Raw genomic sequence first — 23387 nt, 5'->3', positions numbered from 1 at the left:
TATGGTTGAAAAGTAAATGACAAATTCAACGATATTGTTTAGATTAAATCTATAGTTAAAGAGTGGGGGAGAAAAAATGACCGTACCAAAACATATCGTTTCTGCTGCAGCCATTGTTTTAAATGAAAAGAATGAGTTATTACTGATTAAAGGTCCGCGAAGAGGCTGGGAAATGCCTGGTGGTCAGGTAGAAGAAGGGGAATCCTTAACGGACGCTGTAATAAGGGAGACCAAAGAAGAATCTGGAATCGATATTGAGGTAATTAAGTTTTGTGGAATCTTTCAAAATATAGAGGTATCCATTTGTAACACATTATTTTTAGGGAAACCTGTGGGCGGGGAATTAACAACCAGTCCGGAGAGTTTAGAAGTAGGCTTCTTTCCAGTAGAGGAGGCATTGGAAATGGTCACTTGGAATAATTTTAAGCAAAGAATTGAGTATTGTTTAGATGAGAAAATGCATCCCTTTTATATTGGCTTTTGAAGATACATATAAAAAGTTAAAGCGGCACCTTCAACAGGTACCGCTTATTACCCACCGAAAAATAAATCGAGGATATTGGAAGCCTTTGATGAGTTCTTATTATAAAACTCGGAATACCCACAGTTTTTACAGAAGATAACGATAAACGTGTTGTGTTGAACATCGAATAGTTTTGATAATCCAGTCCCAGTCATGGCAACTTCTTTTTGTCCTGTTTCTCTAGACCCACATTTGATACATCCTTTTTCGCTCATTGAAATCCCCCCTGATATGAACCTTTCCCTTTATTTACGAAATGGATATCCAAAATGTTTCATAATAATCACACATTTTAGCTTGTACCATCACATGAAAAAAGGTAAAATGCAATAAAACTAGAAAAGAGGGATGAACGTGGCATTTGATGTTTCAATGTTAGGTATGGGGTATTTCAGCCTAGACGTCTGCAGCCGTTGATAAAAGTCCAAGTGAAATGGTAATCACTGACGATAAAGAGGAAACTTTCTACATAGTATCACGAGAAGTTTACGAAGATGGACCTAAGCAAGAAGGATACAAAATCATCGTTAACGAAGGAGAATAATATCTCTATTAACAAAAGAAGCGTAGATTAACACGCTTCTTTTTGTTTTGTAAAACTAATCAAACGTTTGATTAAAATTTGTAATAAAAGAATAGACCTCTAGGAAACCCTATATACAGGGAGGGGTTTTGCTATTGATTTTTTCTACAAAAGGAGATGCTCATAAGGTTTTTCTGCGTTTGAGAAGTACTGTGCAAAATGGCGCTGCCATCAAAGATTTGAAGGAATATCAAGAAATTGAAGATATCCAAACGCTTTACAAGTCGCTTGACAGCAATACCTTGCAATTAATTCATTACAGAATGATAAAAGAATATAACGGATCGGGAATGATTCCTATTTTGGTTTCCTCTGCGCCCTGGTTGTTACTTTTATTTTCAAAGCAATTATCTACCTATTTATTTCATGAGGGAAAATGGTTATGGGCTGGTTTTAGTATCCTTTACATTATTGTGCTTGCGGCCAGTGTGATTATCCACTTCCGCGAAAAAGCATGGGCCGCTTTTCATATGGAAATCATTCAGGATATATTAAAAGAAAGAAAAAATGACAAGGGGCAATCAGTTTAAGGTCCCTGTCATTTGCTTCCAGAATTAAACTTTTTTTATTTATTGAATATCTGATATAGTAGTCTTTAAGAAAGATAGGGGAGAGGAAGATTACACAATGAAATGTTTCTCAATCGATTTAGACGGTACTTTGTTAAATTCTGAACATGATATATCTGAAGCCAGCCTGCAAACTATGAATGAATTACTTGAAGAAGGTCATTCTGTTATTTTGAACACAGGACGTGCTTATGGCGATGTCATTAAAATAAAAGCGTTAGAAAATTTACAGATTCCTATTTTTTGTGTCAACGGGTCTGTTTTATTCTCGGAAGCAAGAGAGCTGTTATATGAGGCTACTATACCGCATGAAATGTATAAAGAGATTTTTTCTATATTAAAGGGATTAGGTGTTGGAATATTAGTCTATACCAATTATGGGGGATTTCCATCCACTTTACCCCCGCTTCATAAAAAAAGCAAAGAAGAACTCAATGTGCTTTTTGAAGAATTCAACTATGATGAAATTCTTGAAAAAGATCAGTTGAAAATTTATAAATTAATAGCTTTAACACACCATGATGAATTAGAAAAAGTCGAAGAGGTTAAGAAGGCTCTTGAGGGTAAGTTTGAAATTTCAATGGCTTCTTCATTCCCAAATAATGTGGAAATCACTTCAAATGAAGCACATAAAGGAAAAGCATTATTGAGATACCAAAAAATGATGAATCTAGACTTTGAAGAAATTTATGCATTTGGTGACGGTGGTAATGACCTTGCTATGTTCGAGGTAGCAACCACTTCGGTTGCAATGGCAAATGCTCCGCTTCATGTGCAGCAAAAAGCGGACATCGTTACAAAATCAAACGATGAAGATGGCTTTGCCCATGCAGTTCGTCATTTGCTTAATCTCCATACCGAAATACTAGTAAAGTAAGAAAAAGCCTAATTTCCCATAGATTAGGGAAATTAGGCTTTTTTTCGTTTTAATTTGTTACTGGCTTTTTCAAGAAGCCCATTAATAATGCAGACACAATAGCACCAATCACAACTGCTAATAAATACAGTAACCAGTTGCCGTCTACTAGAGGCATTACAAATACTCCGCCGTGTGGGGCACGAAGACCAATATTAAACATCATCGATAGACCCCCGGCAATGGCTGAACCTGCCATGACGGAAGGGATTACGCGAAGTGGATCAGCGGCCGCAAATGGAATTGCACCTTCTGTGATAAAGGATAATCCCATAATATAGTTTACTTTTCCAGCTTCTCTGTCTTGCTTGTTGAACTTATTTTTAAACAATGTAGTTGCAATCGCAATGGCTAATGGAGGAACCATACCAGCAGCCATGATGGCAGCCATTGGCGCATAAACTCCATTTGCTAACAATCCTGTACCAAACACATAAGCAGCTTTGTTAACCGGGCCGCCCATATCAAATGACATCATTAATCCTAAAATAATACCAAGTAAGACAGCGTTCCCTGTACCTAAACCTGATAACCACTCAGAAATGGCTGTATTTAATGCACCTACAGGTTTATTGACAACAAACAACATGATAAATCCGGTTAAAGCGATACCTAGTAATGGATATAAAAGAATGGTTTTAATTCCTTCTAAGGATGCAGGCATACCAGACAATACCTTTTTCAAACCAACAACTAAATAACCTGCTAAGAAACCTGCAACAAGTCCGCCTAAGAAGCCTGCGCCGCCGCTTGCAGCCATCATTCCTCCGACCATACCTGCTGCAAAACCAGGACGGTCTGCAATACTCATGGCAATAAATCCTGCTAAAATTGGAACCATTAAGGCAAACGCATTTCCTCCGCCAATGGTCATTAGTGCTTCAGCTATTGGATGATAGGTTGGATCATCTGGATTTGCTGCATTAATACCGAACATAAAGCTGATAGCGATTAAGATACCGCCGCCGACAACAAACGGAAGCATGTTGGAAACACCGTTCATTAAGTGTTTATAAATAGTCGAACCGATTCCTCTGCCTGTTTGTTCGCTTTCCTGACTGGATTTTCCACTGCCGCTATAGATAAGAGCGTCCTGCTTTAATGCTCTTTCTATTAATTCCTTTGGTTTACGAATCCCGTCAGCAACGGGTGTTTCTAATACATGCTTGCCATTGAAACGATTCATTTCCACTTTTGTGTCCGCTGCAACAATAACAGCAACAGCATTCTCAATTTCTTCTGCTGTTAAAACATTTTTTGCTCCTCCAGAACCGTTTGTTTCAACCTTAATATCAACACCCATTTCAGCTGCTTTCGCTTTTAGTGAATCGGCAGACATGTATGTGTGGGCAATACCTGTTGGACAAGCTGTTACTGCAACAATAAATTGTTTCTTACCAGCCATGGATTGTTCTTCTTCTTTTTCTTCCTGGTCATGGGAGTTAATAATTGTTAAGACCTCATCAGCACTATTAGCTTCTAAAAGCTGTCTACGTACTTCATCTTTTAAAAGAATCGTTGAAAGTCGAGAAAGTGCCTCTAAATGTGTATTATTTGCTCCTTCAGTAGCTGCAATCATAAAGAACAGGTGAGAAGGCTGACCGTCAAGAGATTCATAGTTTACACCAGCTGTTGATCTACCGAACGCAATCGCAGCATGCTTAACAGCGTTTGTTTTTGCATGGGGGATGGCAATACCTTCCCCAATCCCTGTTGTGCTTTGTTCTTCTCTTTTAATAATGGCTTTTTTATATTCTGAGCGATCGTTTAACTTACCTGCATTGTCTAAAACACTTACCAACTCTTCAATGGCATCGGTCTTTGTTGTACTAGTTATTGAAAGGTTGATTGTTTCTTTGGTTAATAGCTCTGTAATCCTCATCATCATTCTCCTCTTAGGTTTGACTTTTCTACTTGTACTTGAGGGAGCAAGCCTTCCATTTTTTCGCGTGTGCATAATCCGATTGAAAATGCAGTCGCACTGCCAGCTGCCACACTAAAACGAAAAGCTTCTTCTATTGATTTTGTTTTTTCATAGGTTGCGATAAAACCGGCTACCATCGAATCCCCTGCACCCACTGAGCTTTTTACATCGCCTTTTGGGCTAGTGGCAATGAAAGCTTGGTCCTTATTAATCAGGACAGCTCCTTTTTCGGCAAGAGACACAATTACGTTTTCGGCGCCTTGTCTTACAAGCTCTTTTGCATAAGGAATGACTTCTTCACAAGAGTTGATCACTGTATTGAATAAGTCACCCAGCTCGTGATGATTTGGTTTTATTAGGAAGGGGTTTAATGGAAGTACCTTCTTAAGTAATTCACCTTCCGCATCGACAACGAATTTCGTGCCAGTTTCATTACATAGTTTCACAAGCTCTTCATACGTACTTTCCGGCATAGTAGATGGAATGCTGCCAGCGAGAACAAGAATATCTTCGCTTGTTAGTTCTCTGATTTTTCCTTTTAAGGCTTCCAAGTTTTCTTTTGTAATGTTAGGGCCTTTTGCATTTATTTCTGTTTCTTTATCCGATTTAAGTTTTACATTTATTCGAGTATCTTCCGTGACATTCACAAAGTCTGTGTGAATTCCTTTGGATGTTAGGAATTTTTCAATGTATTCACCGGTGAAACCACCTAAGAATCCAAGAGCATGACTGTCAACGTCTAATCTTTTTAATACTTGAGATACATTAATTCCTTTTCCGCCTGGTAATTTGGTTTCATTTTTTGTTCGGTTTAACTCACCAAGCGTTACCTGGTCTACCTCTACGATATAATCAAGTGATGGGTTTAAAGTAACGGTATAAATCATGATGTAACCACCTTAATTTTAGTTTTGCTGTGATAGTGCTCCTGTATATCAGGATCTAGTTCATTTGTGATAATCGTGGCAAGATGTAAGTCAGCAATTTTTGCAAAGGCAATCTCTGAGAACTTGGATTCATCCGAAATCACAAATGCCTCACGCGATAATGACATCGCTAATTTTTTGACCATTGCCTCTTCAGGGTCGGGTGTGGTATAGCCAAATTGTGAGTGGATTCCGTTTACTCCCATAAAACACTTATCAAAACGATAATGCTCTAGACTATCTAATGCCCCGCGCCCGATTAGGGCTTTCGTTGATGGCTTAGCATAGCCGCCTATTAAAAAAGTTTTTATATTTTTGTCTAGTAGTTCATTTACGTGTGTTAATCCGTTTGTTACAACCACGATGTTCTCTGGAAGGGAAGGGATCATTTCAAATATAGTTGAACCTGCATCTAAATAAATACAGTCTCCTTCTTCCACTAAGCTTCCAGCGTAATGTGCGATTTGACGTTTTGGTTGAAGGTTTTTGGAGGATTTCTCAATCATGCTTGGTTCCTGCAGTTTTCCTTGAAGCCTTGCAGCCCCACCATGAACCCTCTTGAGAAACTTTCCTTGTTCCAACTGTATAAGATCTCTACGGATCGTTGACTCAGAGGAATTTGTTAATTCCACAAGTTCTTGAAGTTTAACAGAATTCTTTACCTTTAATGCTTCTAATATAATTTGATGGCGTTCTGGCTCTAACATTATTACCGCCTCCTAAAACGCTTTCATGATTGTTACTAACCTCATTTTACAATTGAAAACTGTAAAAATCAATCAAAAAGATTCAAAAGAATTCTTTTTCGTTCAAATAACACCAAATAAAAAAGGATGCCTCTTAGCATCCTTGTATCATATAGTATTTCCAAATTAATTTAAAATGGTTCTCTAATATTGTATCGACGTAAAATGGTCTCAATCCTCATGGCGGTACTCAAGTTTCCTAACACGCGAACTCTTCCAGTAAGCAGCGCCATCGTTCCGCTTTGTTTTCCTAATAAAAATTTTTTGAAATTATCGTACGATAACTGCATGGTGCAGGTTGGGGAGGTTTCTATTCCTTTTTTAATGGTTAGTTTTCCATCTTTAAAATAATGCTGATAGGTTCCTTTTTCTTCTCCATAAACATCATACTGTACGACAGCATCAAAACCTTTAATGGGACTGGGATTTTGATTGAAGATTTCTTCGATTCTTTCCATTAGGTCTTCTAAAGAATAATCTCTTATTGCTTTTGCCATTTAGCAATTCCCCCTAGAATTAGTAAAACCAAAGCATATTTCATAGTTTAATAATACTAATTGGGAAGTGTTAAGGTGGTGAACGTTTTACGAACTTTTTAGATTTTTTACGCTTTTAAGATTTTAGTTAAAAATATAGATATATTTGAAACCTTATTGAGTATAATACGTATATGTACAGTAGCGGAATTGAAAAAATTTTTATAGATAGGAAGAATAAAATTTGGGCACAAATATAATGGTAGTAGCAAATTATATCTATGATATTTATTATTGGTTAATTTTGATTAATATTTTTGGTTCTTGGTTCCCGCAATTTCAAACATCCAAAATAGGGTCGTTGGTTGGCAGGCTGGTTAACCCTTACTTATCAATCTTTAGGAAGTTTATCCCGCCGCTGGGTATGATTGATTTCTCTCCAATCATTGCGATATTTGCCTACAGCTTTATTGGGAGATTTGCTTTAGCGGGTCTTAGCCAATTGTTAATCATGGTCGGTGCATTTTAATAAAAAACGTACTAGAAATAGGGCTTTACTTACCTTCGTAAGTAAGGCCCTATTTCTGTCTTTTGGGTATCACTCAAATGGTAAAATAAGTTAAACTTAAAATAGTAAGATGCAAAGGGGAGATTATGATGAAGTCAGCTTTAATACTTGGGGGAACGCAATTTGTTGGCAAGAGGCTGGTACAATTATTAATCGATGAAGGGGTAGAGGTTACAGTCGCAACAAGGGGTTTCGCGTCCGACGCCTTTGGAGATCAAGTTTCTCGATTGATTATAAACCGTGAAGATGCACAGTCTTTAGAAAAAGCTTTTAAGGATAGGGCCTGGGATGTGGTTTTTGATCAATCCTGCTATTCCTCACAAGAAGCTCTTGATACGCTGAATGAACTAAAAGGAAAAGTTCAAAAGTATATCTTTACATCGAGTCAGGCAGTTTATGATTTTGGAACCAATCATGTGGAGGAAAGTTTCAATCCGTTCGTTTACAAGCCTGTTTTAAAATCCAGAAGAGATTACATAGGGTATGTTGGATATCAGGAAGCAAAACGAGCAGCCGAAGCGATCCTTTTTCAGAATGCTGACTTCCCGGTGGTTGCGGTACGTTTTCCGATTATTATTGGAAAGGACGATTATACGAATCGTTTACAATTCCATGTAGAGCATGTGAAAGAAGGAAAGCCGATGTTCATTGAACATCCTGAGTTTAGATATAGTTTTATTGACTCAGGCGAAGCAGCTTCATTTTTATTTAGCATTGCAAAGTCCGATTATCAAGGTCCCGTTAATCCAGGCTCTCCGGAAGATATCAGTTTAATTGAATTAATGGAGCTTATTGAAAATCTAATTGGCACGAAAGCCATAATAAGTGATGATGGTAATCCATCTCCTTATAATCTTCCTGGGGCGTGGTCAGTCAATACAAGTCTTGTAAAATCAATGGGGTACCGTTTCGTATCATTAGATAGTCTTTTAAAATCTTTAGTTCGTCACTATTCATAAAGGGGGAATACCATGAGTATTCAGAAAGCTACATTAAATGAACTTAATTTTTTAACAGAGTTATTTGATTCCTATCGGGTGTTTTATAAACAGGAATCTGATATCGAAGGGGCAAGAGCCTTTTTAAAAGAAAGATTAGTTAATGAGGATTCGGTCGTTTTCATTGCTTATGATGAGAGTAATCCGGTTGGCTTTGTTCAGTTATATCCGGCTTTTTCTTCTGTCAGTATGAAACGGTCTTGGATTCTTAACGATTTATATGTAAATGCATCTGCTCGTAAAAAGGGTTTTGGGGAGAAGTTAATAAAAAAGGCGATTGAATTTGCAGAGGAAACAGGTGCAAAAGGATTATCATTAGAGACAGGTCATGATAATGTCACTGCACAGAGCCTTTATGAAAAAATAGGGTTTAAGAAAGAGTCTAACTACTTTTACTATTTTTCATTGTAAAAGATATGGTTGTAAATTTCAGGAATTAACACAAACTACTCCTAGAGGGAATATATCCATCAAAAAGGAGGTAGTTATAATGAATAATAATGATCAAGATACAACGATTATATCTAACGATGCGCTGCGCGGAAAACCTTATCTGGATATTGACCGCGTCATTATAGAAGGTAACCCAAATAGCACTACTCATAATAAAAAGGAAAAGTGAGCATCTTTTATTTTTAATGTAATTTAAATTGACTTTTTCGAATTTATTGAATAATATATGGTTAAATTTATTTAATAAAGGCAAAGAAGAGAAAAAGTAGAATGACATGGTTTTTTCACAGAGAGCTTCGGTAGCTGAAAAGAAGCAAAAACACTCATTTGAACAATGGTCTCTGAGCTTCGTACTGAACATACTTTATTGTATTAGTAGGCTGCGACGAGTTTTGACACTCGTTATCTATGTCACAGTATAAGAGTAGATTTTTGTTACTCCGTACTTGCTAAGGCAAATGGTGTGAGCTATTTGCGAAATAAGGTGGTAACACGTGGATATCAAACCTCGTCCTTAACTTTTACAGTTAATGGCGGGGTTTTTTTATTTTTTCAAGGCTGTGTTAACTTGGCTGTTGATTTGCGCTCCTGGCGCTACGCTTTCCGCGGGCTCGCCCTGAGCCTCCTTACAGCTTCGCGCCTGCGGGGTCTCACTCAGCTCGTTCATCCCGCAGGAGTCGAGCGCCTTCCGCTCCAATCAACAGGTTCTAAAATCACTAGTCTTCTTTAACACAGCCATTATTAACTAGGAGGTTTTACGATATGAGTATTTTTATTGGAGGAGCATGGGCTTATGCGAACGGTTCTTTGCATCTTGGTCATATTTCAAGTTTGCTGCCAGGGGATATTTTAGCGAGATACTACCGTTTGAAAGGGGAACAAGTACTGTATGTTTCAGGAAGCGATAGTAATGGAACACCCATTACCATCCGCGCGAGACAAGAGGGAGTTGCACCTCGTGTAATTACAGATCGTTATCACCAGGAATTCCTCGATTGTTTTACAAAATTAGGATTTTCATATGATTGCTATACTCGAACGGACACTGAACATCACCACAAATTGGTTCAGGAGATTTTTTTAGATCTGCTTGAAAAAGGTCATATTTATAAAAAGGAAATTGAACAAACCTATTGTGAGGAATGCGCCCAATTCTTGCCGGAACGATATGTAGAAGGAATTTGTCCTGTTTGCAAAGAACCATCACGCGGGGATCAATGTGATCATTGCTCGACTATCTTAGAGCCCCTTGAGTTGCTGAATAGCAGATGCAAAATATGCGGACATCCCCCTACAACAAGATTCACGGAGCATTTCTATTTTGCCTTAAGCTCATTTCAGGCTCAATTAGAAAACTATGTACAAAAGGCGGAAAATAATAGGATTTGGCGGGAGAATGCTGTTTCTCTTACGAAGAGATATTTAAAGGAAGGTTTACAGGACCGAGCCGTTTCGCGGGATTTACCTATTGGAGTAAGTGTGCCTGTTGCTGGATATGAAGACAAGAAAATTTATGTTTGGATAGAAGCTGTTTCGGGATACTATACAGCCAGCAAGCTTTGGGCAAAGGAATCTGGCAAAGATGATTCAGCGTTTTGGAAATCATCTACTAATTCCTATTACGTTCATGGGAAGGATAATATTCCATTTCACTCTCTTATTTGGCCGGGGATATTAGCTGGACTCGAAAAGGAACCATTACCTACACATATTGTTTCCAATGAGTATTTGACTCTGGAAAAAAAGAAATTGTCGACCAGCAGGAATTGGGCTGTATGGGTTCCTGATATTTTAGATAGATACGATCCTGATTCTATCCGGTATTTCTTAACGATAAACGCACCAGAGAGCAGGGATGCAGATTTTTCGTGGAAGGAATTTATTTATAGTCATAACAGTGAATTATTAGGGGCATATGGGAATTTTGTAAATCGGACGTTGAAATTTATTACAAAGTCATTTGATGGTGTGGTTCCCGATAAGGTCATAACTTTAACTATTCAGGAGAAAGTCAATCATTTGTATGAAGAAACAGGACAATTAATTGAAGAAGCCTCTTTTAAACAAGGGTTAGAGAAAGTCTTCGAGCTAGTTCGGTTTTCTAATAAATACTTTGATGAACAACAACCGTGGAAGCAGGTTCATGAGAATGAGGAATCTTGCAAACAAACGCTGACAAATTGTGTTTATCTCATTGCTAATATAGCGCATATTTTAACACCATTTCTTCCCTTTTCGAGCGAAAAAGTTAAGGATATGCTCAATATTTCAATAACGAACTGGAAGCCTTTTTTTGTTAAACCAACCGTTATCACAAATGTCGAGCCGTTATTTGAAAGAATCGATCCATCTAGAATCGGAGAAGAGCTTGAAAAGTTAAACAAAAAAGCCCATAAACTTGCTTAATTATTATCTATCTTTTTTGAATTTTAGTAATATAGTTGGTATATGTAAAAGGAGGACGTCCCATGGAAATTAGACAACTAACCTCTTCAGATGCAGAAAAATACTGGAATCTTAGATTAGAAGCTTTACAGCTGGCCCCAGAGGCCTTTTTAACGAGTTATGAAGACGCTATAAAAAGAGAAAATCCGATTGCTCAGGTTGAAAGTAATTTTAAGACAGAAGGCAATTACACTTTTGGGGCGTTTGAAGCTGATGAGCTAATTGGTGTTGTAACTCTCCTACAAGAAAAGGCCGAGAAAATCCAGCACAGAGCAAACATCTTTGCGATGTACGTCACTCCAAAGAAACAAGGAGCAGGTGTAGGAAAAGCATTGCTCACGGAAGCGATCAATAAAGCAAAATCAATAGAAGCAATCGAAAAAATCAACTTATCCGTGGTTGCAAGCAATGAACCAGCGAAGAAGCTTTATACGAAACTTGGATTTAAAGTATTTGGACTTGAAGAAAAAGCGATGAAATTGAATGGAATTTATTTGGATGATGAACATAGGGTGCTGCATTTAAAATGAACAAACTTACTATTAGACAAGCAGCAATACAGGATTTATCAAAACTAGTACCTATTTTTGACGACTACCGTGAGTATTTCGGGCAGCAAAAAAACCCAGCACAGGTGGAACAGTTTCTATTCGAAAAATTTGAGCACCTTGAATCGGTCATTTTTATTTCACAGCTGCAAGATGAAGTGGTGGGATTTGCACAGCTCTATCCAGTCTTTTCTTCGTTAACCCTCCAACGTATTTGGCTGCTAAACGACTTCTTTATAAACGAGGAATTTAGGGGCAGTGGTGTTGGAACACAGCTTTTTGCCGAGGGAAGGAATTTACTCTATTAACAAGGTCGAAAGGTATAGAACTTTCGGTCGAACATACAAATAAGAAGGCATGGGCGTTTTGGGAGAAACAAGGATTTAAGTTAGATGAGGATTTTCGTTTTTATTTTTATAAACTATAAATAGAGGTGTATTTTATATGGTACAAAAAGAGCAGGGCAGCCTTGCTGCTGAAATAAGTGGAGATGGGTCGTTTAAACGGCAAAAAAATAGATTTAATACACCGTTTGGATTCGGTGAAGGCGAGCTTCCTATAGAGGCAGGACGATATCGTCTATTATGGTCAGCAGTCTGCCCTTGGGCACATCGATCAGTGATTGTCAGAAGAGTTCTTGGCTTAGAAGAGGCAATCAGTTTAGGTACGGCAAGCCCGATGCGGCCTAAACTTTCGCATGTTGACTGGGAGTTTTCTTTAGATGAAGACGGGGTAGACCCCGTACTTGGCATTCGCTATATGAGTGAAATTTATAAGAAGACTGAACCTGATTATGCTGGCAGGCCAACGGTACCTGTGATGGTGGATGTAAAGGAACAAAAGGTTGTGAACAATGATTATTTCAAGCTAACGAACTATTTAGAAACAGTCTGGTCTGACTTTCATAAAGAAAATGCCCCCAATCTATACCCGGAGTCTTTGCGTGGAGAGATTGATGCATTAAATGATGTCATCTTCCATGAAGTAAACAATGGAGTATATAAGTGTGGCTTTGCTCAATCTCAGGAAGCTTATGAACAGGCGTATGATACTCTATTTGCAAGATTAGATGAATTAGAGGAGCGTTTATCAAAACAACGTTTCTTATTTGGTGACTTTATTACTGACTCAGATGTACGGCTATATGCCACATTAATTCGCTTCGATGCGGCTTACTACTCAGCATTTAAGACAAATCGAAACCGAATTATTGATTTCCCACATCTTTGGGGTTATCTAAGAGATTTGTATCAAACTCCAGGTTTTGGTGATACCACTGATTTTGACGCAATTAAGAGACATTATCATCTCTCGAATCACATAGCTAGCAATGATCAAAAAGGTCATAATGGGATTTTGCCAAAAGGACCTGACCTTTCTGGGCTTAATACCGAACATAATCGTCAGTATTTAAGTAATAAAATAGAAAAATTTTTAATTGATTAGGAGAGCAGCTATGATCATTCGAGAAGCTTTGGAAAAGGAATTACCTTATATACGAGAGCAAAGAGTCAGCGCTTATGTTGAACATGCAGCAAAAATTCCTGAAGGTCATTGGCTGGCTCTAAAGCAGGCAATTTTATCTGAGGGTGATAGACTTCCAGGTGTGGAGAGAATAGTAGCTGAAATCGATGGGGAAATTGCAGGAAGTGTGGTTTTGTTTCCAGCTAATATTGATGCTTATGAAGGAAGTGTAGATGTACTGGATTATCCGGAGATTAGGATGCTGGCTGTTTCGCCAGAAATGAGAGGTAAGGGTGTTGCTTCTGCTTTAGTTGCTGAATGTATTGAACGGGCTAAAGCGCGGGGATATCAGGCAATTGGGCTGCATACCGGGGAATTTATGGAAACGGCAATGAAATTATATGAAACAATGGGATTTGAACGATTGCCACAATACGACTTTGAACCTGCTGATGATGGGATTATTGTAAAAGCCTATCGACTTTCTCTTCCTAAAGATTAAGGAGATGCCGTCCAATCTAAATAACCGAGAGCTTAGAGGAGATTCCCTAGCTCTCGGTTATTTCTTTGCTTCTGGCACCATTTTTATTTTATAGATAAAGTAATAATATTTATAAAACACAATCATCACAAGCATGAGCCGTATGAAAAAGCTATCTAGGATAAAAAAAGGAATGGCGATCATCACGTCAGCAAATAACAAAATCGTCAATTTTTGTTTTAATGTCATGGCCCTTTCTTTTACAAACGTCTCTAAATGACGTTTATAAAGAGTTGTCCCTTTAAACCAGTGCTCGAATCTTTCAGACCCCTTCACGAAGCAGTAGGATGCTAAAAGAAGTAATGGAGTTGTCGGTAACACTGGTAATACAAGACCCAAAACGCCTAAGCCGAGTGCGATAAAACCGATGATGATATAGAGGAATTTAATGATTTTACTCATGTTTGCTTCCCTTTCTGTCTCTTTTATCTATATTATATCATGTAAAAAAAGAAAGTTTTTTGACAGATTAAGTACATAAAAACCGTTTCAACCACCGTTATGATAAAATAGTGATGTCAAGTTAATGGGGGTTGATCAGATGACTTTCTATCAATTTATTGTCGTTTTACATATTTTTTCGGCGATTATGGGAATGGGTCCTGGGTTTATCTTAACGACCGTGGTAAAGTCGGGGAAAAACATGACAGAGTTAAGGCATTCCTATGCCATTCGACATAAACTTCATATTTTTGTAATGGTAGGCGGTACGCTTGTACTCATTACAGGTTTAATCATGGGATTCATGAATCCAAGCCTGTTTCGTATGGGCTGGTATGTAATAAGTCTTGTGCTCTTTTTAGCAGCACTGGCAATTGGGCCACTTGTCCTATCACCTAGATCTAAACCGGTTAAGGTTTTGTTAGCATCACAAAAGGGCGAGGATATTCCTGAAGAGTATTATCGTTTATCAAAAATACTGTTCCGCTATGAACATTTGGAAAATGCGATTTTTATCGTCATTATCGCATTGATGATACTAAAACCATTTTAATTAAACGCTGCAGGTTGCTCTAGTATGAATCAGATGCTTATAGTGACTGGAAAATGAAAAACGTAGGGGTTCCGGTAACTATAAGAGGCTTATAGTTACCGAAAGATGAAAAGGTTAAGGGTTACGGTAACTATAAGAGGTTCATAGTGACCGGTAGATGAAAAGTGTAGGGGTTACGGTAACTATAAGAGGTTCATAGTGACCGAAAGATGAAAAGTGTAGGGGTTCCGGTAACTATAAGAGGTTCATAGTGACCGGTAGATGAAAAGTGTAGGGGTTCCGGTAACTATAAGAGGCTTATAGTTACCGAAAGTGAAAAGTGTAGGGGTTCCGGTAACTATAAGAGCTTCATAGTGACCGAAAATTGAAAAGGTCAGCATTTTCGGTCACTAAAGCCACTAAAAGGAAACATAAAAGGTATGGTCATCCTCGACCATACCTTCTTAAAACTCAAAAAGCGGAAATAAAGATAAGATATCACTTCACCAATTCGCTTTTTAAACGATGTGTAGTTTTAATCACCATTTACCATATCCAATTACCTTTAGGAGAAACAAAAACAGGCTGGTAAGATTTTTTTATCTCACCAGCCTGAGGAATTAATTATTCCTTAGAGAAAACGTATTAAACCCACCAGAATGGGTCCCTTCTATCGTCTCTTCGACGATTACATCTTCTTCTATCGTCTCTTCTGTCGTTTTCCTCACGAACGATGACTCTATCAGCGCGGATAATAACTTCATCAGCGTTAATGACAACACGTCTATCTTCTCGTCTGTCATCTCTTCTATCATCGTTTCGGTCCATAGCACCAGCTACATCTCCATCGTTATTACGGCATCTTCTGTTGCGGTCTTGTACACCTGCAACATCATCGTCACGACGTCTTCTTCTAGACATTCAAATCCCTCCTTTCACACTCGTACTATAAAATATGCTTGTACAAAACTATGTGATTGGACAAATTAAATATTTTTTACCAGAAGGATGCAGAAGGAATTTTGTTTTAATTTGTTGAAATAAGGTAAAAATAGAGAATTGTCAGGATGGATGAGAGGAAGGTCAAAAATGGATATAGTAGAAAAGGCTTTACAGCTTGCAAGTAAAAGTCATGAGGGACAATATCGGAAAAATACGGATATTCCCTATATATCACACCCAGTTGCGGTCGGGATGATGTTATTAAAGAGCGGGTATAGTGAGGAAATCGTTGCAGCTGGAATATTACATGACACTGTTGAGGATACGCCGATAACACTTGATGAAATCAAAAGGGAATTTGGAGCAAAAATTGCTGAAATCGTTGAAGGCAGTTCAGAACCTGATAAATCACTTCCATGGAAGGCCAGAAAGCAACATACGATTGAATTTTTAAAGACTGCTTCCAAGGATATACGGGCTGTGGTCTGTGCAGATAAACTTCATAATATTCGTTCCATCATAAGAGATTATGAACACGTTGGAGAAGAGGTTTGGAGTAGATTTAATGCTGGTAAAGAGCAGCAAAAGTGGTATTACACAAATGTTGTAGATAGTTTAGGTGTACAATCTTCATTTGATTTACTAATAGAATTACGTAAAGAGGTAGACAAGCTTTTCGGGAGATGATATTTGGATGAAGGATTACAAGGTTCATACATATGAAGAAGCAATAGACGTAATAAAAGAGATTGGGTTTCTGCCTTTGGCAAAGCTTATCCCTGATTATCCTTCGCTAGACGGTATAACATTGAAAGAGCATTGGTATACTGGTTCTGAGCTGGATCCATGGATGTGGCGTGCGAAATTTCCTGGAGATGGAGCAGCAGCTTATGGAAAGTTTGTTAAAAAGAAATCCGTATTAATCTCTCCTGAATTGCTACCATTGATTCGTGTGATTTTGGGATCTTCACTTTCAGTAAAAGAACGGTATCTAGATGGGCTAATGTCAAGAGAAGCTGTCGAACTGTATACGCTGATTAGCGAGAACGAAGGTATAGATACAAGAGTTCTAAGAGTCGAGGCAGGAATGAAGGATAAAGAGAAGAAGAAGCCATTTGATTATGCCTTACTTGAATTGCAGGGCTCTATGGATATTGTTGTTTCAGGGACCAAGGCAAAGACAAACGAAGCTGGAGAGAAAAACGGCTGGAGCAGTACTTCATTTGAGACAATGGAATTCTGGGCACAGAATCATAGCATTAAGGACAGCACCTTCAAAGTGGAAGATGCTAAAATGATGTTAAAAGATCATTTTGCTGCCAGCTGCAGTTCGGAGGCAATGAAATCTATTAATAAAATATTTGGGTTATAGAGGAAATCGTGCTGATTTCCTTTTTACGTATTTTTAGCCAGCCGAGATACTAGCACGTCCACATTTCCCTACAATTTCATATTTTAATAAAAAGGAGATGAAAAATATGAGTTGTAGAAGGAAAGTGTTTCCGTTCTGTGTTTTTCCGGGGTATAGATGGTGTGGACCTGGCTGCAGCGGTCCAGGAGCACCTATTAATGATGTAGATTCCTGCTGCTACAAACATGACCTTTGTCTTACGCGTGGAAACTCCCCTTGTTACTGTGATAAAAAGTTTATGGATTGCCTTCATTCCAAAAGAAATCCCCTTACCAAAAAGGGCAGACAAGCGAATGTCATGTATAATTTTATGAAGCTAAAAACCAGTTTCACATGTGGTCATCAGAACAGATGCTAGACCAATCAATACTTGGTACACGCTTTTTTTTCTAAGGTAAGAATCCACTTATAGAAACCTAGTAAGATAAGCAGCAGTATAGGGTCAAGGATAGCCGCATGCCACAGTTTCCACCAGCCGTAATGAAAATATCCCCAAGGTTCAGGCAACAGGGTAATAACTTCATAGATTAAAATTGCAATTACAAAACAAGTAAAATATATTAGTTGTTTCATCCGCCCCTTTTTATATGGGAACCAATTTAGAAAAAACATATTTACTGGCGGAATGAGGAATACATGTGGGAGAATTCCTAGCCAGTCTAAATCTTTTTCAAAGTACCAGTAAGCATGATATTTGAATTCAATAAAAAGGTCGAAAAGCACTTGTAAGGCAACCGTAAATAACCAAATATGTAGAATTTGGTTCCCACTTAGTAATTTATTTGTTTTAAAACCCAAAAAATTAAAGGCGGCAAGTGCAATTAAAAGTCCTATCATGGAATTTCCCTTTTTTATTTCTTAATGTGCCCATCCATGTATGTGTTATGCAATAGGGTTGATAATTCGAAGAGTTTCAAAATAAAATTTTTAACTATTTTACAATATAATTTTCCTAATAATATGAATGATATAATAGTTGATAGAGTGTAGTTGGGAGATGAAATCATCGAATGTTAAAGAGATTTGAATCACTTAATGAGCTTAAGATACGCATTTATTTATGGGTTGTACCCTGTATTGTTATTTCCCTCATCTCTAATACGCTTCTACAAAAAGTAGATGGCGTAAACGTATTCGATTTTACTATTAATAACATTCTCTCAGTCTGGTTTATCATTAGTTGGTTTTTCCTATACAAAAGAATTTTTGTTCAATTTTTAGAATACTCCAATTTGGCATTAGTTAGTTATTATCATGTTACGACTTTTTTTGATGCGGTACGCAACTATATGGTTGTAGATGGAGGATCTCTTGGAGATTTTATCATCTGGATGCCAATTATCACCTTGTTCTTTTTCCTAACCCTGGGTACAAAACGAGGGTTATACTACTCCATCGTCATATTTCTTACAACCTTTGTTATGGGTATCGTGTATTTACACGTTCTTTCCTCAGAATCGATTGATTCGCTGGGTCAGTATTACTTTGCTAACCTAGTTTACATTATTGTTCTCTATTATGCTCAGCATGTCTTTAAGACTTATGCAGACCTTGAAATGTTTAAAAAGCACGCCTATTACGATTCATTAACGAGAATAGCCAATCGTCTGTTGATTGATGAATGGCTTGAAAAGAAACTCAAAGCTTTCGAGGACAGGAGAGAAGGTTTTTCAATCATTTTCTTTGATATTGATCATTTTAAGTCAGTGAATGACAACTATGGGCATAAAATTGGTGATGAAGTCCTCGTAGAGTTAGCGAAACTCATCCAGCACCATCTTACAAAACGAGAGCCTTTTGGACGGTGGGGCGGGGAAGAGTTCATTATCATCTCTAGTACGTCAGGGGAAGAAACTGTTAAGCTTGCGGAGGATCTAAGGAAAGTTGTGGCTAACCATCATTTCAAAGTGGCGGGAAACCTTACAGCAAGTTTTGGGGTTACCCAGTCTAAACCAGGTGACAGTATCGATTCTTTGTTGAATCGTGCTGATAAAGGATTATATCAATGTAAGCATTGTGGAAGAAATCACGTTAGCTTTATTAAGTAAAGGTTAGTGCCAGCACTAACCTTTTTTTGCGCATTTTATGTTTTTGTGTATTTTTAATAGGCAAAAAAGGAGCCTGGTACATGGGTACCAGGCTAAATTATGGGAAGTTTTAAGAATTAAGTTCCTTAAACCTTAAGACTCAAATAAGTTATCTTTATAATAGGGAAAACATTTGTAGAAGTTATAGAGAAGTTATGTGGAATTTGTGAAGATGACATGATAATAAGCCAAAAAAAAGGATTGGTACCCGGGTACCAATCAAATTATGGGAAGTTTTTAAGAATAAGGTTCCTAAAACCTAAGTCTCAAATAAGTTATCTTTATAATAGAATAAACATTTGTAGAAGTTATAGAGAAGTTATGTGGAAATTGTGAAGATGAAATTTTTTTCTTACTGAGTGAAAATGGATTAAATATCTAATAATAAATTGACGGGTTAAATTTATTATTAGGAGATGTATTGAATGAAACATTTATCAAAAATCTTTGTTTTGTTTCTCTCATTTGTATTAATCTGCCCAGTATTGACAAATGCTGAAGGGAACGAACGGGCTGAGCGACAAACGCAGCCACTTAGTCAAAAAACTGTCCAGCTTAGGGTTGATATGAGGGAACTTTGGAAGGAACACGCCTTTTGGACAGAAAAGTTTGTAACTAGTTACATAGCAGGTCTAGAGGACCAAAAGCCAGTGCTAACAAGATTATTGAAAAATCAGGACGATCTTGGGAATGCAATTAAACCTTATTATGGAGAGGAAGCAGGTAACAAGCTTGCACAGCTGTTAAGAGGACATATTCTAATTGCCGGTAAGGTAGTAGCAGCAGCGAAAAGTGGAAATCAGCCTGATTTCAAAAAATACAGTGATGAATGGTTTAAAAACGCAGATGATATTACAAACTTTTTAAGTGCTGCAAATCCCAATTACAATAAAAAAGAATTAAATGAAATGATGTATATGCATTTAAGATTCATTACAGAAGGTGTGGCGGCCAAACTTAATAAGTCTTGGAATCAGAACATAACTGCATTAGACAAAAATCAAAATCATCTAATGCATATGGCGGATTTCCTTACAAACGGAATTATCAAACAGTTCCCAAATAAGTTTTAAAAAATGGAGCCCCAACTTAGCGGTTGGGGCTCCATTTTTTAATGCGGTAAAAATGCAAGCTGATAAAAGAACAATACAGCGAAAACATATAGAAGTGGATGAACCTCACGCCATTTTCCTTTAGCTATTTTCAGCAGCGGATAACTGATGAAACCTAGTGCAATTCCGGTGGCAATGCTCGATGTTAGCGGCATGGCCAGAATCACAAGAAATGCCGGAAAAGCTTCATCTAATTCGTTCCATTTAATTTTTGCAATGCTTCCCATCATCATACTGCCGACAATGATAAGGGCAGGAGCGGTAATGGCAGAAATCCCTGAAACAGCACTGACAAGAGGTCCAAAAAATGCCGATAGAATAAATAAAACAGCAACTGTTAGGGAAGTTAACCCTGTCCGTCCTCCTGTGGCAACTCCTGATGTGGATTCAATAAAAGCTGTTGTTGGGCTTGTACCAAACATGGCTCCGATAGATGTTGCAACAGAGTCGGAAAGTAATGCTTGACGGGCACGTGGGAATTTTCCATTTTTCATTAAACCAGCCTGATTTGCAACACCAATCATTGTTCCGGTGGTATCAAAGATTGTTACTAAAATGAATGAAAAGACCACTGCATATAAACTATGCCCAATGACATCACTTAAAGCTGTAATAGGGTCTCCTACAATTAACCCTTCAGGAAGGGTTGGTAATGAAACAAAGCCTTGATCAAATGAAAGTTGGTTCGTAAAAAAGGCAATGAATCCTGTAATAATCATTCCCAAAAATAGAGCACCATTGATTCGCAGCACCATCAGAATGAGTGTAACTGCTAAACCGATGATTGCCAGCAGTGCTGAAGGAGATCTTAGATCACCTAATCCAACAAGGTTGGTAGGATGAGCAATAATAATGTGTGTAAGTCTCAGACCTATAAAAGCAATAAATAAACCTATACCTGCTGTAATCCCATGTTTGAGGTTATCTGGAATCGCATCGATTAATTTTTCTCTTAAGGGTGTTAAAGATAAGATGACAAAAATAATACCGGCGATAAAAACAGCTGCAAAGGCTGTTTCATAGTTAATATTGTGCCCGCCGCCAACGACAGAATAGGCGAAGTATGCGTTAAGCCCCATACCTGGCGCAATGGCAATTGGATAATTTGCAAACAATGCCATCCAAAGTGTCCCAACAACTGCAGAGATAATCGTTGCTGTGAAGACTTGTTCAAATGGAACACCTGCATCAGCAAGAATGACTGGGTTAACAACAACAATGTAGACCATTGTAAAGAAGGTTGTAATACCCGCGAGTAGTTCTGTTTTTGTATTTGTTTGGTTTTCTTTTAGTTTAAACATAAGGTTCCTCCAAAACACGAACATTTATTAATAACCTTTATATAATATTCGTTTTTAATGAGATTTTCAAGCATTCCTTGAAAAAATAAAACAGCCACAATCTTTAAATGTGACAAATATATATTTAACCCCAAACTTCATCAAGAGTTTCCCGAAACAATTGATTCAAAACATCAGTAGGATCTGATTTATTTAAAGACACTTCCCTTACATATTGCTCTAAATGCTCAATCTCAGTTTCAACGATGTGATTGATGAACTCAGTTCTAGGATTTGGATCGAGAACTTCTCCAGCCTTTTTAAGCTTGATTATATCGCCAAGTACTATTCTAAGTTCATGGGATGGAAGGATATCCTCGGTCAGTTGAGTAAATTTAATAGGGGGAAATGCATGGTGCTTTTCTATCCACTTAGCCGCGAACAGTGGCCGGAATATGTTGAAATATCTTTTTATTTTAACTTCCCCTCGATTTAAATAATCTCTATAATTACCTTTTGCCATTTTTAAATAATGATGAATGCTAGCAATGGGAGAAAAGATTTGACTTTCTAACTTTTTCATTTTATTGATGGCAGAGTACTCTTGGTAGTAAACGATATTTGAATGAAGCCATTCCAGCAGCGGCGGATTCGATTTGCGGAATAACCGTAATGCTTTGGCTAGCTCCCAGCCATTCAAGTCTAGAAGTTTGTCTACTTGGATTGAGATTTTATCATGCTTCGGGACTTCCAGCACGTCGCGCCTTTGGTCGATTGAGAGATACCATTCCTTTTTATGAACATAAATAAATCGGACATCATAGTCGCTATCTTTAGAGGGAAAACCCCAGGCTCTGCTGCCTGATTCACAGGCATAAAGGATTTTAACATCATACTCTTTTTCGATCTGTTTAAGGACCAATAAGATGTGTTCTTTCAATTTGATACCTCATTTACTTATTTTGTAACTTTCTTAAAAAAATCAATTTACCATGATTAATGTCATCTTAGCACTTTGAGAGCCATTCTCCTAACCACTGTATAGGAGGGTCTAGGGAATAACGTCCTTATTGTTGAATATATAACAATAGGGCATTAATCCTTTTTTAGTTTTTAAAGGCTGTGTTAAACTAGGCTGTTGATTTGCGTTCCAGGCGCGAGCGGTTCGCGGGCCCGCCCGTGAGCCTCCTCGGTCGTTCCGACCTGCGGGGTCTCACTCAGCTCGTGCATCCCGCAGGACATTGAATTTCATCCGCGAATCCGCCCACGCACGAAGAAAATGCGATAGCATTTTCGAGGAGTCGAGCGCCTTCCACTCCAATCAACAGGTTCTTAAATCAACAGTATCCTTTAACACAGCCTATTTAAGAGGAGGAGATGAGATGGTATCGAGGCAATTGATTATCTATTTCCTGCTTTGTATAATTGCAATTTTCATGGTTAGGGAATTTTCATTTAATCCTGAGTCCTTTTCTAGTAGCCGTAATTCAGTCATCTTTATTTTTCCATACGTATTGTTGACATTTTCCCTTTTTGGGTATGAATTGTTTCTAAAACTTAAGTATGCTTCATTTAGAGTAGGTACTTGGCGGAAAATGATTATATGTTCCTTTATCGTCATCCTTGCAGCAAGTGTGTTAGAATTTGTATATTTTTCCGAGTTGATTCATAAGTTTAGCAGACCGCCTACAAGGGTAGAATCGCGAATTTTCAGCTATACATGGTTAAACCAATACACAAATACGGTCTTTGTTAACTTTTACACCTTCCTCATGTATGCTTCTACAGTTACGTTCTGCACATCATTAATAACGTTGGTTAAAAAGTAATCGACTATTATCATGAAATCCTTCCGTTTTACCTCAAAGCAATATCTATAATGCCATTTTTTTTAATCTTTTA

General features: G+C 37.7%; 28 protein-coding genes and 1 other annotated feature. Of the genes, 18 read left to right on the top strand and 10 right to left on the bottom strand.

All coding sequences use genetic code 11. From position 1 onward, the window contains the following. The first annotated feature begins 76 nt into the window (after positions 1-76). A complete protein-coding gene (locus ABC255_RS26430) occupies positions 77-484 on the top strand; it encodes an NUDIX hydrolase (RefSeq protein WP_412998105.1) in 408 nt (135 codons plus the stop codon). A gap of 47 nt (positions 485-531) precedes the next feature. Here ABC255_RS26430 and ABC255_RS26425 read toward each other — a convergent pair whose 3' ends face one another. Then, positions 532-738: a zinc ribbon domain-containing protein gene (locus ABC255_RS26425; protein WP_412998104.1), complete on the bottom strand. Its 207-nt coding sequence runs from the start codon at positions 736-738 to the stop codon at positions 532-534. 463 nt (positions 739-1201) lie between these two features. Between ABC255_RS26425 and ABC255_RS26420 the strand changes: the two genes are divergently transcribed. Beyond that, positions 1202-1636, top strand: a complete 435-nt coding sequence (locus ABC255_RS26420; protein WP_412998103.1) for a hypothetical protein — start codon at positions 1202-1204, stop codon at positions 1634-1636. Positions 1637-1733: 97 nt separating this feature from the next. Then, complete coding sequence (locus tag ABC255_RS26415) at positions 1734-2552, top strand: HAD family hydrolase (RefSeq protein ID WP_412998102.1); 819 nt, start codon at positions 1734-1736, stop codon at positions 2550-2552. A gap of 49 nt (positions 2553-2601) precedes the next feature. Here the strand turns inward: ABC255_RS26415 and ABC255_RS26410 are convergent, their stop codons facing one another. The 4 genes from ABC255_RS26410 to ABC255_RS26395 all read right to left on the bottom strand — a co-directional run bounded on the left by ABC255_RS26410 (position 2602) and on the right by ABC255_RS26395 (position 6684). After that, positions 2602-4473 carry a PTS fructose transporter subunit IIABC gene (locus tag ABC255_RS26410; RefSeq protein WP_412998101.1) on the bottom strand — a complete coding sequence of 624 codons (1872 nt, stop codon included), beginning with the start codon at positions 4471-4473 and terminating at the stop codon, positions 2602-2604. A gap of 2 nt (positions 4474-4475) precedes the next feature. Continuing rightward, positions 4476-5402: a 1-phosphofructokinase gene (pfkB, locus tag ABC255_RS26405; protein ID WP_412998100.1), complete on the bottom strand. Its 927-nt coding sequence runs from the start codon at positions 5400-5402 to the stop codon at positions 4476-4478. Next, complete coding sequence (locus ABC255_RS26400) at positions 5399-6148, bottom strand: DeoR/GlpR family DNA-binding transcription regulator (protein ID WP_412998099.1); 750 nt, start codon at positions 6146-6148, stop codon at positions 5399-5401. The genes pfkB and ABC255_RS26400 overlap by 4 nt, the downstream gene beginning before the upstream one ends. A gap of 170 nt (positions 6149-6318) precedes the next feature. Next, complete coding sequence (locus ABC255_RS26395; RefSeq protein ID WP_412998098.1) at positions 6319-6684, bottom strand: SCP2 sterol-binding domain-containing protein; 366 nt, start codon at positions 6682-6684, stop codon at positions 6319-6321. Between the two features lie 223 nt (positions 6685-6907). Between ABC255_RS26395 and ABC255_RS26390 the strand changes: the two genes are divergently transcribed. The 9 genes from ABC255_RS26390 to ABC255_RS26350 all read left to right on the top strand — a co-directional run bounded on the left by ABC255_RS26390 (position 6908) and on the right by ABC255_RS26350 (position 13641). Further along, a complete protein-coding gene (locus tag ABC255_RS26390; RefSeq protein WP_412998097.1) occupies positions 6908-7192 on the top strand; it encodes a YggT family protein in 285 nt (94 codons plus the stop codon). Positions 7193-7320: 128 nt separating this feature from the next. Next, on the top strand, positions 7321-8190 hold the full coding sequence (locus tag ABC255_RS26385) for an NAD-dependent epimerase/dehydratase family protein (protein WP_412998096.1): 870 nt from the start codon (positions 7321-7323) through the stop codon (positions 8188-8190). A gap of 12 nt (positions 8191-8202) precedes the next feature. Beyond that, positions 8203-8640: a GNAT family N-acetyltransferase gene (locus ABC255_RS26380; RefSeq protein ID WP_412998095.1), complete on the top strand. Its 438-nt coding sequence runs from the start codon at positions 8203-8205 to the stop codon at positions 8638-8640. Positions 8641-8719: 79 nt separating this feature from the next. Beyond that, on the top strand, positions 8720-8851 hold the full coding sequence (locus tag ABC255_RS26375; RefSeq protein ID WP_412998094.1) for a hypothetical protein: 132 nt from the start codon (positions 8720-8722) through the stop codon (positions 8849-8851). A 74-nt stretch (positions 8852-8925) separates the two neighbouring features. Beyond that, positions 8926-9201, top strand: a binding site (T-box leader). 243 nt (positions 9202-9444) lie between these two features. Continuing rightward, the gene (gene metG, locus ABC255_RS26370) at positions 9445-11088 is read left to right on the top strand and encodes a methionine--tRNA ligase (protein ID WP_412998093.1); all 1644 of its coding nucleotides are present in this window, start codon (positions 9445-9447) and stop codon (positions 11086-11088) included. A gap of 62 nt (positions 11089-11150) precedes the next feature. Continuing rightward, positions 11151-11657 (top strand): GNAT family N-acetyltransferase, encoded by a 507-nt coding sequence (locus tag ABC255_RS26365; RefSeq protein ID WP_412998092.1) that lies wholly within the window; start codon positions 11151-11153, stop codon positions 11655-11657. Then, positions 11654-11983, top strand: coding sequence for a GNAT family N-acetyltransferase (locus ABC255_RS26360; protein WP_412998091.1), 330 nt, complete (start codon positions 11654-11656; stop codon positions 11981-11983). Before ABC255_RS26365 ends, ABC255_RS26360 begins: the two co-directional genes overlap by 4 nt. A gap of 136 nt (positions 11984-12119) precedes the next feature. Next, positions 12120-13121, top strand: coding sequence for a glutathione S-transferase family protein (locus tag ABC255_RS26355; protein WP_412998090.1), 1002 nt, complete (start codon positions 12120-12122; stop codon positions 13119-13121). Between the two features lie 10 nt (positions 13122-13131). After that, a complete protein-coding gene (locus tag ABC255_RS26350; RefSeq protein ID WP_412998089.1) occupies positions 13132-13641 on the top strand; it encodes a GNAT family N-acetyltransferase in 510 nt (169 codons plus the stop codon). Positions 13642-13698: 57 nt separating this feature from the next. Here ABC255_RS26350 and ABC255_RS26345 read toward each other — a convergent pair whose 3' ends face one another. After that, on the bottom strand, positions 13699-14082 hold the full coding sequence (locus ABC255_RS26345; protein ID WP_412998088.1) for a DUF454 family protein: 384 nt from the start codon (positions 14080-14082) through the stop codon (positions 13699-13701). A gap of 139 nt (positions 14083-14221) precedes the next feature. Here ABC255_RS26345 and ABC255_RS26340 point away from each other — a divergent pair, with 139 nt between their 5' ends. Next, entirely contained in the window at positions 14222-14674 is a 453-nt protein-coding gene (locus ABC255_RS26340) for a DUF2269 family protein (protein WP_412998087.1), read from the top strand. Positions 14675-15298: 624 nt separating this feature from the next. On the opposite strand, the gene ABC255_RS26335 is transcribed toward ABC255_RS26340, so the two are convergent. Beyond that, positions 15299-15574, bottom strand: a complete 276-nt coding sequence (locus ABC255_RS26335; protein WP_412998086.1) for a hypothetical protein — start codon at positions 15572-15574, stop codon at positions 15299-15301. Between the two features lie 168 nt (positions 15575-15742). Between ABC255_RS26335 and ABC255_RS26330 the strand changes: the two genes are divergently transcribed. Further along, a complete protein-coding gene (locus ABC255_RS26330) occupies positions 15743-16282 on the top strand; it encodes an HD domain-containing protein (protein WP_412998085.1) in 540 nt (179 codons plus the stop codon). Between the two features lie 7 nt (positions 16283-16289). Then, positions 16290-16967, top strand: a complete 678-nt coding sequence (locus ABC255_RS26325) for an AlkZ-related protein (RefSeq protein WP_412998084.1) — start codon at positions 16290-16292, stop codon at positions 16965-16967. 402 nt (positions 16968-17369) lie between these two features. Here ABC255_RS26325 and ABC255_RS26320 read toward each other — a convergent pair whose 3' ends face one another. Continuing rightward, entirely contained in the window at positions 17370-17843 is a 474-nt protein-coding gene (locus ABC255_RS26320; RefSeq protein WP_412998083.1) for a hypothetical protein, read from the bottom strand. A gap of 173 nt (positions 17844-18016) precedes the next feature. Here ABC255_RS26320 and ABC255_RS26315 point away from each other — a divergent pair, with 173 nt between their 5' ends. Both ABC255_RS26315 and ABC255_RS26310 read left to right on the top strand, forming a co-directional pair. Beyond that, the gene (locus ABC255_RS26315; protein ID WP_412998082.1) at positions 18017-19054 is read left to right on the top strand and encodes a GGDEF domain-containing protein; all 1038 of its coding nucleotides are present in this window, start codon (positions 18017-18019) and stop codon (positions 19052-19054) included. A gap of 464 nt (positions 19055-19518) precedes the next feature. Then, positions 19519-20166, top strand: a complete 648-nt coding sequence (locus ABC255_RS26310) for a glycosyltransferase (RefSeq protein ID WP_412998081.1) — start codon at positions 19519-19521, stop codon at positions 20164-20166. Positions 20167-20204: 38 nt separating this feature from the next. Here ABC255_RS26310 and ABC255_RS26305 read toward each other — a convergent pair whose 3' ends face one another. Both ABC255_RS26305 and ABC255_RS26300 read right to left on the bottom strand, forming a co-directional pair. Then, positions 20205-21506, bottom strand: a complete 1302-nt coding sequence (locus ABC255_RS26305; RefSeq protein ID WP_412998080.1) for an NCS2 family permease — start codon at positions 21504-21506, stop codon at positions 20205-20207. Between the two features lie 124 nt (positions 21507-21630). Continuing rightward, the gene (locus tag ABC255_RS26300; protein ID WP_412998079.1) at positions 21631-22425 is read right to left on the bottom strand and encodes a nucleotidyltransferase domain-containing protein; all 795 of its coding nucleotides are present in this window, start codon (positions 22423-22425) and stop codon (positions 21631-21633) included. Positions 22426-22867: 442 nt separating this feature from the next. Here ABC255_RS26300 and ABC255_RS26295 point away from each other — a divergent pair, with 442 nt between their 5' ends. After that, positions 22868-23314 (top strand): hypothetical protein, encoded by a 447-nt coding sequence (locus tag ABC255_RS26295; RefSeq protein WP_412998078.1) that lies wholly within the window; start codon positions 22868-22870, stop codon positions 23312-23314. The last annotated feature ends 73 nt before the right edge of the window (positions 23315-23387 follow it).

It is taken from the genome of Neobacillus canaveralius, from assembly GCF_047237705.1.
Classification (GTDB): Bacteria; Bacillota; Bacilli; order Bacillales; family Cytobacillaceae; genus Neobacillus; species Neobacillus niacini_K.
The sequence above is the reverse complement of the archived record's forward strand: the minus strand, read 5'-3'. Positions and strand labels throughout refer to the sequence as shown.

Bases quoted from the DNA above. Each gene is read 5' to 3' on its own strand.
- ABC255_RS26430 (WP_412998105.1), top strand. From the start codon at position 77: ATGACCGTACCAAAACATATCGTTTCTGCTGCAGCCATTGTTTTAAAT.
- ABC255_RS26415 (WP_412998102.1), top strand. From the start codon at position 1,734: ATGAAATGTTTCTCAATCGATTTAGACGGTACTTTGTTAAATTCTGAA.
- ABC255_RS26325 (WP_412998084.1), top strand. From the start codon at position 16,290: ATGAAGGATTACAAGGTTCATACATATGAAGAAGCAATAGACGTAATA.
- ABC255_RS26350 (WP_412998089.1), top strand. From the start codon at position 13,132: ATGATCATTCGAGAAGCTTTGGAAAAGGAATTACCTTATATACGAGAG.
- metG (WP_412998093.1), top strand. From the start codon at position 9,445: ATGAGTATTTTTATTGGAGGAGCATGGGCTTATGCGAACGGTTCTTTG.
- ABC255_RS26425 (WP_412998104.1), bottom strand. From the start codon at position 738: ATGAGCGAAAAAGGATGTATCAAATGTGGGTCTAGAGAAACAGGACAA.
- ABC255_RS26355 (WP_412998090.1), top strand. From the start codon at position 12,120: ATGGTACAAAAAGAGCAGGGCAGCCTTGCTGCTGAAATAAGTGGAGAT.
- ABC255_RS26315 (WP_412998082.1), top strand. From the start codon at position 18,017: ATGTTAAAGAGATTTGAATCACTTAATGAGCTTAAGATACGCATTTAT.
- ABC255_RS26400 (WP_412998099.1), bottom strand. From the start codon at position 6,148: ATGTTAGAGCCAGAACGCCATCAAATTATATTAGAAGCATTAAAGGTA.
- ABC255_RS26385 (WP_412998096.1), top strand. From the start codon at position 7,321: ATGAAGTCAGCTTTAATACTTGGGGGAACGCAATTTGTTGGCAAGAGG.
- ABC255_RS26340 (WP_412998087.1), top strand. From the start codon at position 14,222: ATGACTTTCTATCAATTTATTGTCGTTTTACATATTTTTTCGGCGATT.
- ABC255_RS26365 (WP_412998092.1), top strand. From the start codon at position 11,151: ATGGAAATTAGACAACTAACCTCTTCAGATGCAGAAAAATACTGGAAT.
- ABC255_RS26410 (WP_412998101.1), bottom strand. From the start codon at position 4,473: ATGAGGATTACAGAGCTATTAACCAAAGAAACAATCAACCTTTCAATA.
- ABC255_RS26345 (WP_412998088.1), bottom strand. From the start codon at position 14,082: ATGAGTAAAATCATTAAATTCCTCTATATCATCATCGGTTTTATCGCA.
- pfkB (WP_412998100.1), bottom strand. From the start codon at position 5,402: ATGATTTATACCGTTACTTTAAACCCATCACTTGATTATATCGTAGAG.
- ABC255_RS26335 (WP_412998086.1), bottom strand. From the start codon at position 15,574: ATGTCTAGAAGAAGACGTCGTGACGATGATGTTGCAGGTGTACAAGAC.
- ABC255_RS26295 (WP_412998078.1), top strand. From the start codon at position 22,868: ATGGTATCGAGGCAATTGATTATCTATTTCCTGCTTTGTATAATTGCA.
- ABC255_RS26380 (WP_412998095.1), top strand. From the start codon at position 8,203: ATGAGTATTCAGAAAGCTACATTAAATGAACTTAATTTTTTAACAGAG.
- ABC255_RS26375 (WP_412998094.1), top strand. From the start codon at position 8,720: ATGAATAATAATGATCAAGATACAACGATTATATCTAACGATGCGCTG.
- ABC255_RS26320 (WP_412998083.1), bottom strand. From the start codon at position 17,843: ATGATAGGACTTTTAATTGCACTTGCCGCCTTTAATTTTTTGGGTTTT.
- ABC255_RS26360 (WP_412998091.1), top strand. From the start codon at position 11,654: ATGAACAAACTTACTATTAGACAAGCAGCAATACAGGATTTATCAAAA.
- ABC255_RS26310 (WP_412998081.1), top strand. From the start codon at position 19,519: ATGAAACATTTATCAAAAATCTTTGTTTTGTTTCTCTCATTTGTATTA.
- ABC255_RS26330 (WP_412998085.1), top strand. From the start codon at position 15,743: ATGGATATAGTAGAAAAGGCTTTACAGCTTGCAAGTAAAAGTCATGAG.
- ABC255_RS26395 (WP_412998098.1), bottom strand. From the start codon at position 6,684: ATGGCAAAAGCAATAAGAGATTATTCTTTAGAAGACCTAATGGAAAGA.
- ABC255_RS26305 (WP_412998080.1), bottom strand. From the start codon at position 21,506: ATGTTTAAACTAAAAGAAAACCAAACAAATACAAAAACAGAACTACTC.